A 6,479-nucleotide genomic window follows, 5' to 3' on the forward strand; every position below is an offset into this window, starting at 1 on the left:
CGACGCGGTTGCCGCCGGACTCCCACTCGACGTTCCCGGCGCCGTCGACCTTGACCAGCTTCCACTCGGTGTCGGCGCCGATGGGGACGGTGCCCGACCACACGGGGTAGGTGGACTCGTCGGTGGACAGCTTCACCCCGCCGTGGGGGTCCCAGGAGCCCAGTTCGGGGGTGGAGCCGACCACGTGGACCCCCTGGCCGTAGAAGGTCTCCACGGTGGCGGAGAGGTCGACCTCACCGGGCTGGCCGGGGTCGCCGCCGCCGTTGTCGTCGCACTCCGCCGGGTCGTCGCAGGTGCCGCCCACGTGCAGGGCGACGGCCCCGTTGGCGGGGATCTGGGCGCTGACCCGGCCGTCGGTGACGGTGAGGGTACCGCTTCCGGCCGCGTTGTCGTAGCTGCCGNTGTCGGCGGTCAGGTTCCAGGTGCTCCCGCTCGCGTTGAAGGCGGCGAAGCCGCGGTCGCCGCGGTCGAAGGCGAGCCGGGAGGAACCGTCGGTGGCGCGCTGGACGACGGGGGTGTCACCGGTGGCGTTGCGGAAGGCGGCCATGCCGGCGACGGTCGGGTGCCGGTGTTCACAGACCCACACGGCGCTGGAGCAGTCGGTGTCGGCGGTGATCCAGCCCGCCGGGTTGCCGGACTCGGTCCCGGTGCTGGGCGGCCCCTCGGTCACGTTGTCGCCGAAGTCGTAGCTCGACATCACCACGGGGGTGCCGTAGGGGTGGGCGAGCATGAACGCCGTGGCGAGGTGGTACCGGTCGCCGTCCTTGTAGGTCAGGGTCGGGTGGTAGCGCTGGCTGTCGTGGTTGTCGATGAAGACGTTGGCCTGCTCGTCGGTGAGACCGCCGTAGTCCGGCAGGTGCGCCAGACCCGAGATGTCGCCGTTGGCGAACCTGTTGGAGATGTCGCGCTGGTAGTCGAAGGCGGTCACGTCCCCGTAGGGCGTGTAGGCGGTGTAGGGGATCGTCTGGTCGCCGATCACCTCCTGGTAGATCTCCGGCTGGCCCCCGAAGACCGGCACCTCGTGCAGGTTGGAGAGGATGGCCTCGATGTGGGCCTCGGGAATGTGCTTGGCGGCGTCCACGCGGAAGCCCGCCACGCCCATGTCCACCAGGTCGTTGAGGTAGCGGCGGATCCGCGCGCGCACCTGGGGGTCGGCGGTGTTGAGGTCGGCCAGACCCACCAGTTGGCAGTTCTGCACCTCCCACTTGTCGTTCCAGCTGTCGATCTCCTCGTAGCAGGGGCCGAAGTCGGCGTGGTCGTAGCCGGCGCCACCGTCGCCGAACAGGTCGGGGTGGTCGTACTTGGCCCACTCGGTGCCCGCGCTGCCGGTACCGGATCCGTCACCGGTCATGTGGTTGATGACGGCGTCGACGTAGACCTTCACGCCGTTGGAGGCGCAGGTCGAGACCATCGCCTCGAACTCCTCGGCGGTACCGCGCCGGGTGTTGTCGATGCGGTAGGAGACGGGCTGGTAGTCCTGCCACCAGGGGTAGTTCCCGCCTTCGGCGTAGGGGATGACCACGTGCTCCTGGGGCGGTGAGACCTTGACCGCGCCGAAGCCCCGGGGGCCGAGGAACTCCGCGCACTCGTTGGCGACGGAGTTCCAGTTCCACTGGAAGAGGTGGACGATCGTCTCGCCGTTGTGGGCGTCGGCCGCGGTGGTGGAGGCGGGCGTGGTGGGGGCGGGTTCGGCCCGCGCGGGGTCCGGGTCGAGCAGGGTGGGGGACGTCAGCAGGCCGACTCCGAGCAGGATCGACCCGGCTGCGGCACCGAGTCCGGATGGCTTCATCTGCGCTCCTTGGGGGAGGTGCGCGGTGGGGCGACGCTGCCCCGACCGCCGCGCTCTTGCAGTGGTTGCAAGAGTTTGCGTGGGAGTGATGAAGCTAACAGACGAGATCGCCCTTGTGAACAGCACGTGTCACGGGGATGTCGCCTCTCACGCAGGGCGACGAAAGCGGGCGCCACCTGCGCAACTCGTGGGTGAAGCGGAGGCCGAGCGAGCGCGGACGTCTGTCGCCGCCAGGGCGGTGACCTGCGCGTACGGCGACGCGGGGTCGTACGCGCAGGTCGTGAAAAATCCCGCAAGGTTACTGAAAGACACACGGAAAAGCCGGTGGCGGTACGGACCGGGGATCCGCACCGCCACCGGCGCACGCTCCGGCACGGCCTGCGGGGGCCGGTCCGGGACCTCTCCGGGGGACTACCCCCAGAAGACGGCCACGCCGATGTTGAGGATGGCGAGCACACCGGCCGTGACCGCGAGGTTCTTGGCGGGCTTGCGCAGGTTGAGCACACCCACCACAACGATGATCAGGGAGATCACCAGCTTGACCGCGATCTTGATGTGGTTCGGGTCGTAGAGGTCGCCCATCTCGGCCATGCCGACCAGCAGCAGGCCGACGACCAACTGGAGCAGGGAGCTGTGCAGCAGGACCTTGGTCGACTTGGGGTTGTCGGTGATGACCTGCATGAGGAAGCCCGCGATGATGCCGGCCAGGCCGATCATGTGCAGGAAGACGAGCGCGGAGTAGATGATGTCCATGCCGAAACACTACTACGCCGCGTAGTTTTTCCGTCCGGGTTCATGACACACTGACGTAACGAATCGGACGCCCCACCAATGGGGTGACGCCGCTCCCGCCGCTCCTCGCCTCGGATCACCCGCGGCGCACCACCGCCACGCGCCGCCACAGTATCCAGACCAGACCCAGCACCAGGGCCACCCCGGCGGCCCGCAGCAGGCCCGCCGGCTCCACGTACTCCGACACCCGTGACATCACGGTCCCCTCGGCGGGGACCACCGTGTCGCTCGCGCACGCGGTCGGGTCGGAGTCGCGCTCCAACAGCAGGCAGGCGGTGCTCGTCAGACGCTCCCGTGCGTCCTCCCCCTCCGGTGCGCGTACGCGCACCGTGTACACCGCCTCCTCTCCCGCGGGCACGTCGACCTGCCAGTTCACGATCCCCTCCCGGACCACCCCGTCACCCTCGACCTCGACGATCTCCATCACCTCGGGGACGTGCTGGGCCAGCAGGGCGCCCGTCACGGGGGCGCCGCCCCCGTTGGTGACGGTGGTGCGCAGGGCGAACTCCTGGCCCGGCCGCGGCGGTTGCGCGCCCGCGTCCACGACCAGGCCCGGTCCGGTCGCCTGGGCGGCGAACGCGGGCACGGCGAACACGACCGCCGCCGCGAGGCCCGCCGTGAACACACCCACCCCTTCGCGCGCCGTGTTCCGCCAGCCCCTCCGAGCGTCCCTCGTCATCCCGTGCCTCCAGTGCGTCTTGGTCCCCCGCCTCCTAGACAACTATGGGCAATGAACGGAAAGCACACGGTGACACGCCGGAGGAAGCCGCAGGGCTCCCGACCAGCGCGCCCGCACGGTTCCGCACCGGGACTCACGGGGTCTTAGGGCACGCGGCCGCCGGACCCCGCAGGACTGGGATTCCTCCCCATGCGCACCCGGGGTTCTTAGAACGATCGTGGACACCAGACGGCGAGGGCACCGGGTCAGCGCCGCGAGGACGAGGGGAGCTCACCGTGTTCCACACCGAACTGATCAACGCCAACGTCCAGGCGATGACCGAGCAGCGCCTCCGCGAGGTCCAGAACCTGCGGGCGGCCCGCCAGGCGCGCGCCGAGGAACGCGCCGAGAGGCGCGCACGGCGCAGGGAGGAACGCCGCGGACACGAACGCCCGTGGCGGAGGAAGGGCTACGACCGTGCCGCCTGAGGATACGGCCGAAAAGCCCCTGGGAGAGCCGCACATGGTGGGCATAATGGGCGCTATGCCCGTTCTTGTCGACAGCAGCACCGTTTTCGTGGGCCGGGAGCGCGAGCTCCGGCTCCTCCGTGAGCACGCCGAACACACGCGCACCGAGGCGTCCGGCATGGTCCTGGTCGGCGGCGACGCGGGCGTGGGCAAGAGCCGCCTGGTCGGCGAGTTCGTCTCCGCCCTCCCCGAGGGAACGGTGTTCGTCGGCGGTTGCCTCCAACTGGGCGTGGACGGCCTGGCCTACGCGCCCTTCACCGCGGTCCTGCGCCAGCTCCTGCGTGAACGCGGCCGGGAGGTGTTCGATGCCGCGGCGCCCGGCGGCACCGGGGAGTTCGCCCGGCTGCTGCCCGAGCTGGGCGGGGTGTCCGCGTACCGCCCCGAGAACCGGGGCATCCTCTTCGAGCAGGTCCTGCGCCTGTTCGACCAGGCCGCCGAGAACGGTGGCGTCACCGTGGTGCTGGAGGACCTGCACTGGTCGGACGGGGCCACCCGCGACCTGCTCGTCTTCCTGGTCCGCAACCTCGACCTGCCCGGTGTCCAGATCATCGCCACCTACCGCAGCGACGACCTGCACCGCACCCACCCGCTACGCCGCCTGCTGCCCGAACTGCGGCGTGTGCCCGGGGTCGAGCCACTGGAACTGGGACCGCTCAGCCGCGACGAGGCCGGGGCCCAGGCCGCCGCGATACGGGGCGCCGAACTCGGCCACCACGAGCTGGACGAGCTGTACCAGCGCACCGAGGGCGTCCCCCTGTTCGTGGAGTCGCTCGCCGCGGCGGGCGGCGACTCCTCCGGCGACGGCCACGGTGTGCCCGACCAGTTCCGTGACCTGCTTCTGGAGCCGCTGCACCGGTTCGACGGAACCGCGCTTTCGGTACTGCGCGTGGCGTCGGTCGGCGCGGTCTCGGGCAGCATCGAGCACGAGATGCTCCACCACGCGGCCGGTCTGCCCGAGCACGAGCTGGAGACCGCGCTGCACACCCTGGTGGACGCCAACGCCCTACGCGCCGACCGGACCGGGTACCGGTTCCGGCACGCCCTGCTGCGCGACGCCGTGCACGGCGAGCTGCTGCCCGGCCCCCACGCGCGGCTGCACATGCGTTTCGCCCAGCTCATCGACGAGTACCCCGAGGCCGTCCCCCTCGACCGCAGGGCCGCCGAGCAGGCCCACCACTACAACGCCGCGCAGGAACTGCCCAGCGCCCTCCAGGCCGCGTGGTGGGCGGCGGTGCGCGCGGGCGACACCCTCGCCTACGGCGAGGAGCTCGCCATGCTGGAGCGGGTGCTGACCCTGTGGGACCGCGTTCCCGACGCGCGGGAGCGTGTGCAGGGCCGTTCCTGGGCCGAGGTGGCCAGCCTGGCGGCCGGGGCCGCCGTGGAGGCGGACCGCCGCAGACGCGCCCTCGAACTGGCCGACGCGGCGCTGGCCACCCTGCCCGAGGGCGGGTGCGACGACCACACGCTGACGGTGCGGGCGGAACTGCTGCGCCGCAGGGGACAGGCCCGCGCCGACCACGTCGACGGCAGGATCCACGACCTGACCACGGCCCTGGACCTGCACCCGCCGCACATGCCGGGGTACTGCCTGCTGCTGGCCACCCTGGCCAGGGAGAGCATGTTGTACCGGGCCGACCGGCGGCCGAGTCCCGACCAGGAGCGGTTGCGCGCGTTGGAGAGGGCCGGAAGGTCCGCGCGTGCCCTGGCGGAGGAGGCCATCGCGCGCGCCGACCCCGCCAGTGAGAGCGACATGTGCGCCGCCGCCGACGCCAGGATCACCCTGGGCGCCCTCCACATGGACGCGGGCGACCCGGACCGGGGTCGCCCCCTGATCGAGACGGCCATCGCCCACGCCGCCGAGATCTCCGACCCCTCGTTGGAGGCACGCGGCGCGGGCAACCTGGGCCACTTCCTGCGCGAGCTGGGCCACCACGAGGAGGGCCTGGCGGTGCTGGAGGAGTCCCTGGCCCGGCACGAGGCGATGGGATGGGCGTCCGTCCACAAGACCTCCAACCACCAGAACCGTGCGGAGATCCACCTGGAACTGGGCAACCTGGCCAGGGCCCGGGAGATCTCGGGCGAGAGTCTGCGTGTCCAACAGTCCGGCAGGCACCGGTGTTACGTCAGCGGGGTACTGGCCCGAGCCGCGGCGGCCATGGGTGACCTGGACGCGGCGCGGCGGGCCATGGAAGCGTCGGAGCGCTCGAACGCGATGGCCTCGCACCGCATGAACACCGTGCAGCTGTCCCTGCTGGGGCTGCTGGAGACGGACCTGGTCGCGGGCGCGGTGGACGACGCGCTCGCGCTGTCCGAGCAGACGCTGCGGCGGCTGGTCCTGGAGTCCGCGCCCGGGTACCTGTGGCCGATGGCCGACGCGATGGCCGAGGCGGCGCGGCTGGGCGCGGCGCCGGAACGCCCCCGGGAGACGGTGGAGCGGGCGCGCGGCGTGCGGGACCGAATCGCCGACCTGGTGTCGACGGCGTCCGCACACGGAACGGCGCAGCGGGCCTACCGCCTGTCCGTGGCGGGCCGCCCGGNNNNTGGACGGTCTGACGGGGGCGGGTGACCTGGCCGGGGCGGACGGTGCGGCCGAGGAAGGCGGTCCGACCGGAACCGGGGTTGGGAAACCGGACGCGCTGCTGGAGCGGTGGACGGCGGCGGTGGCGGCGTGGGAGGCCACGCCGATGCGGCTGCACCTGGCGCGGGCACGGCT

5 protein-coding genes are annotated in these 6,479 nt (G+C 71.7%); 2 read left to right on the plus strand and 3 right to left on the minus strand.

The features are described from left to right. The 3 genes from D455_RS31210 to D455_RS0121090 form a co-directional block, all read right to left on the minus strand. Positions 1-1,789 (minus strand): carbohydrate-binding module family 20 domain-containing protein (locus D455_RS31210; RefSeq protein ID WP_017572671.1); only part of this gene is annotated, 1,789 nt, incomplete at its 3' end. A gap of 411 nt (positions 1,790-2,200) precedes the next feature. After that, the gene (locus D455_RS0121085) at positions 2,201-2,542 is read right to left on the minus strand and encodes a hypothetical protein (protein ID WP_017572672.1); all 342 of its coding nucleotides are present in this window, start codon (positions 2,540-2,542) and stop codon (positions 2,201-2,203) included. 115 nt (positions 2,543-2,657) lie between these two features. Beyond that, positions 2,658-3,206 (minus strand): DUF4139 domain-containing protein, encoded by a 549-nt coding sequence (locus D455_RS0121090; protein ID WP_241480301.1) that lies wholly within the window; start codon positions 3,204-3,206, stop codon positions 2,658-2,660. A gap of 329 nt (positions 3,207-3,535) precedes the next feature. Between D455_RS0121090 and D455_RS0121095 the strand changes: the two genes are divergently transcribed. Beyond that, positions 3,536-3,727 (plus strand): hypothetical protein, encoded by a 192-nt coding sequence (locus D455_RS0121095; RefSeq protein ID WP_017572674.1) that lies wholly within the window; start codon positions 3,536-3,538, stop codon positions 3,725-3,727. 55 nt (positions 3,728-3,782) lie between these two features. Continuing rightward, positions 3,783-6,332, plus strand: a complete 2,550-nt coding sequence (locus tag D455_RS31215) for an ATP-binding protein (RefSeq protein WP_017572675.1) — start codon at positions 3,783-3,785, stop codon at positions 6,330-6,332. Positions 6,333-6,479: the final 147 nt, after the last annotated feature.

Origin of the sequence: Nocardiopsis halotolerans DSM 44410, assembly GCF_000341065.1 — a bacterium.
Taxonomy (GTDB): domain Bacteria; phylum Actinomycetota; class Actinomycetes; order Streptosporangiales; family Streptosporangiaceae; genus Nocardiopsis; species Nocardiopsis halotolerans.

Excerpts from the sequence above, each read along its gene's own strand:
- D455_RS0121085 (WP_017572672.1), bottom strand. The coding sequence starts at position 2,542 with ATGGACATCATCTACTCCGCGCTCGTCTTCCTGCACATGATCGGCCTG.